Raw genomic sequence first — 2852 nt, 5'->3', positions numbered from 1 at the left:
GGGTCATTGATTACTCACTGACCACCCCCTGTTTAAGTTGGAAATTTCAGAAGAGGCGACAACTATGCTGGCACAGGGGGATCTGCATCATGCCCATACCGGTTACCGGAAAACCCCGTAAGCACTTCTATGCGTCTGATCTGCGCGGGCTGGCCAGTCTGGCCACGGAGGCGACAACCGGCGTGACCCGCATCGTGGAAGGTGTGCATCAATCGGTTTGGCGAACACTGGGCGCGCCAAGTGGCCGTATGCCGGATATGACCCGTGGCCTGACCGGTGGTGTTTACCAAAGTGTTTACGGTATCACCCGCCTGGTTGGCGGGTGTGTGGACGCCGCGCTGGCAAAGCTCGAACCGTATCTGGATACGCCGGATGATACTCAGGAGGGCACGTTGCAACGGGATGCCGTGCTGGCCGCATTGAATGGCGTCATGGGCGATCGGCTGGTTGCTGGCCATCATCCCTTTGCCAGCCCCATGAGCCTGCGGTATCAGGGGATAATGCTGGAGAACCAGGTGATGCCGAAGGAGGCTGGCGTCACCGGTAAGATACTGCTGCTGGTACATGGCCTGTGCATGAATGATCAGCAGTGGCGTGTACCGCCTGGCGCTGATGGTGTAGATCAGGGAGAAGCCCTGGCGGCCGCTCTGGGCTATACCCCTGTCTACCTGCGATACAATTCCGGTTTACATACCTCGGTCAATGGCCGGGAGCTGTCGTCCAGGCTGGAGCAGCTGGTTGCCCATTGGCCTAAACCGATCGAAGAGCTGACGATCGTCGGATACAGTATGGGAGGACTGGTCGCACGCAGTGCCTGTTATTATGGGCAGCAGGCTGCCATGCGCTGGCCGGATCACCTGAAAAATATGGTATTCCTGGGCACGCCACATCACGGCGCGCCGCTTGAGAAGGTTGGCAACTGGCTGGGTGCCATTCTGGGTATAACACCCTACACAGCGCCATTTGCCAGACTTGTCCGGTTGCGCAGTGCCGGCATCACCGATCTGCGCCACGGCCATGTGCGTGATGAGGACTGGGAGGGGCGTGACCGTTTTCAGGGTAGTCACGATCCGCGAGAGGAAGTGTCGTTGCCGGAAGGGGTGGCTTGTCATTCCGTAGCGGCAACGACGGCGGCCAGGCGGAGTGTGTTGGTGGATCGCCTGATTGGAGATGGCCTGGTGCCTCTGCACAGTGCGTTAGGGATGTGTGACCGGGACGATAAATGCCTGACCTTTGATGCGGCGTCGCAGTTCACTGCCTACAGTACGAATCATATGGCGTTGCTGCATAGCGACGAAGTCAGCCAGCAGCTGGTGCGATGGTTGGCGCCGGAATAATGCTTTTTCGCTGGAGAGAGGCGATTTACGTGGTTCCAAAAGTGGCGCTTTGTATTGTGCATTTTTACCTATTGCTTGTCCGTCAATCTAGCCAAATTGTTAGACGAATGCTTGTAAAACCAAAGTAAAATCAAATGGTTAATAATATTGAAAGGATTTCGCACAATGAGTCACCCTATAACATCTAGTCAGGGGGCACAGAAAACGGACACAACGACAATGGCTATTGCCAATATAGCTGGTACTTCTGCGGATAGGCGTGCTGTAAGGCGTGTCGAAGGAAAGCCAGTCGTTGAAGAGACCTTGCAATCACAAGCTTCTTTTTCGTCCGGTTCCGGGAAAAAAAGAAAAATTTCAGCATCGAATCCACCTGAGGAGGTTACGCCAACGAAATCCAGAAAAATGATGGTAGAGCTGTCACTTAGAAATGACGATAACAACATGATTCAATTTAACCCTAAGGGAATAGCCTCTGATAGTCTTCTTGATCAGTTAAATGGCTTTGAGGGAATCCTGGATGATGAAGTAGAGCCCTGTGTCTTTATACGTGAAATTAACAACGAAATGGGTGATGTCGTTGCAAGGATAACGCTTAACGCAGATAGTGTTGAGCAATTAAAGCAAAATTTGCATACGGTGATTGAAATGCTGAATATTTTTTTGACTAAGCAAATACCAGCTTGAGGGTTATTTGGTGTGCAAAGTGTATATGCCGTTAGGTGGGTGACTGGGCTTATACATTGAATAAATGAGGCTGCTTAAAACGGATAAGTCTATACAATCTTGTTAATGGAGTACGAGCATGACGTCGGATTAACCGTTGTTTTTTAATTTCGAGGCGGTTTAAATATCAATTCTCAATAAGTCGATTGTTATAAATGGTACTTTTTTGGGCATGTTTTCTGTTGTTTGCCGTCTGCTAAAAGGAAGCTTGTGAAGGATAGTGATTAAGTGGAGCATGTAAAACTCTTCAATATACGAAGTCCCTCGCCCAGGGAAACTGTCACAGCTGGCAGACAACTGCTTCAATCTCCAGTCGTAACAACAGATGATAGGGTGGGGCAATGGGAAGGTTTCAGGGTTGTTGGGCAAGATCAAAATCCAGTCTTGCAAATTTCACCAAATATGTCGGGGTTACTGCAAGGGGGACGGTCGTCCAGCGAGCAAAGCCCACTCCATAATCCATCATGTGGCCACATTCCAGATAGTGGTAGGCACTATCGCCGAACTCGAGTTAGCGATGGTGACAGGAAGATTCTTGATGAACAATTTAAGGAAAATCCTTACCCTGATGCGCAGAGAAAAGAAGAATTGGCGCAGTGTACATGCCTCAATTTAAAACAATTAACAACGTGGTTCGCTAACAGGCGGGCTAAAGCAAAAAAAGAGTGCAATAAGAAAAGAGCCGAGGCTGCACCATTGTCATATGTTCAACACCCCCCTGTGCCAGCATAGTTGTCGCCTCTTCTGAAATTTCCAACTTAAACAGGGGGTGGTCAGTGAGTAATCAATGAC

The 2852-nt window shown here is 50.2% G+C and carries 3 protein-coding genes; all 3 read left to right on the top strand.

Going from position 1 to position 2852, the window contains the following annotated elements:
- The first annotated feature begins 89 nt into the window (after positions 1–89).
- The 3 genes from ABD892_RS11210 to ABD892_RS27105 all read left to right on the top strand — a co-directional run bounded on the left by ABD892_RS11210 (position 90) and on the right by ABD892_RS27105 (position 2792).
- Entirely contained in the window at positions 90–1337 is a 1248-nt protein-coding gene (locus tag ABD892_RS11210; RefSeq protein WP_345195744.1) for an esterase/lipase family protein, read from the top strand.
- 219 nt (positions 1338–1556) lie between these two features.
- Entirely contained in the window at positions 1557–2021 is a 465-nt protein-coding gene (locus ABD892_RS11205) for a hypothetical protein (RefSeq protein ID WP_345195742.1), read from the top strand.
- Positions 2022–2462: 441 nt separating this feature from the next.
- Positions 2463–2792, top strand: a complete 330-nt coding sequence (locus ABD892_RS27105; RefSeq protein WP_425559238.1) for a homeobox domain-containing protein — start codon at positions 2463–2465, stop codon at positions 2790–2792.
- The last annotated feature ends 60 nt before the right edge of the window (positions 2793–2852 follow it).

The organism is Kistimonas scapharcae, assembly GCF_039540975.1.
GTDB classification, from domain to species: Bacteria; Pseudomonadota; Gammaproteobacteria; order Pseudomonadales; family Endozoicomonadaceae; genus Kistimonas; species Kistimonas scapharcae.
This window is presented reverse-complemented; position numbering and strand designations above follow the sequence as displayed.

Coding starts and splice junctions, on each gene's coding strand:
- ABD892_RS11210 (WP_345195744.1), top strand. CDS start 90: ATGCCCATACCGGTTACCGGAAAACCCCGTAAGCACTTCTATGCGTCT.
- ABD892_RS11205 (WP_345195742.1), top strand. CDS start 1,557: ATGGCTATTGCCAATATAGCTGGTACTTCTGCGGATAGGCGTGCTGTA.
- ABD892_RS27105 (WP_425559238.1), top strand. CDS start 2,463: ATGTCGGGGTTACTGCAAGGGGGACGGTCGTCCAGCGAGCAAAGCCCA.